The 477-nt window shown below is 63.9% G+C and carries 1 protein-coding gene; it reads right to left on the reverse strand.

The annotated features are described in order from the left end of the window. On the reverse strand, positions 1–477 hold a 477-nt coding region (locus tag J5M56_RS24910; protein ID WP_207938050.1), incomplete at both ends, for an isocitrate dehydrogenase kinase/phosphatase AceK regulatory subunit.

Here is a 477-nt window from a genome sequence, read left to right on the forward strand (position 1 = left end):
GTGTCGAGCGCGAGGATGCCCGCGCGCGCGTGGCGGATCGGCACCGCGAACGGCAGCACGCGGTCGCCGTTGATGATGCGGCCGACGACGTACGCGGTCTTGTTCCGGTAGAACAGCGACGACAGCACGTGGATCTGGAAATTCACCGCTTCGTCGAACGCGCCGAACTCGTCGTGGATCGCCTGCATGATGCACGCGATGTCGCGCTCGAGATCCTCGAACGGCGGATTGAGCTGGAAGTTCGTGACGATCCGCTCGAGCGTCGCGGCGAGCCCCTCGCTGCCCGGATAGTACGCGCGGTACGTGGGCTTCGCGGCGGGCTCGTCGTTCTCGATGTATTCGGTCGAGATCGCCGGGCGCACGAAGATGAAATCGTTGTTGAAGTACGCGCGGTGCAGGATCTTGCAGCACACCGAATTGAAGAACGTCTCCGCGCATTCGGGCTGGCGGTGCGACGTGAGCAGGCCGATGTAATGC

The sequence above is a fragment of the Pseudomonas sp. 51_B genome, from assembly GCF_017491595.1.
GTDB lineage: Bacteria > Pseudomonadota > Gammaproteobacteria > Pseudomonadales > Pseudomonadaceae > Aquipseudomonas > Aquipseudomonas promysalinigenes.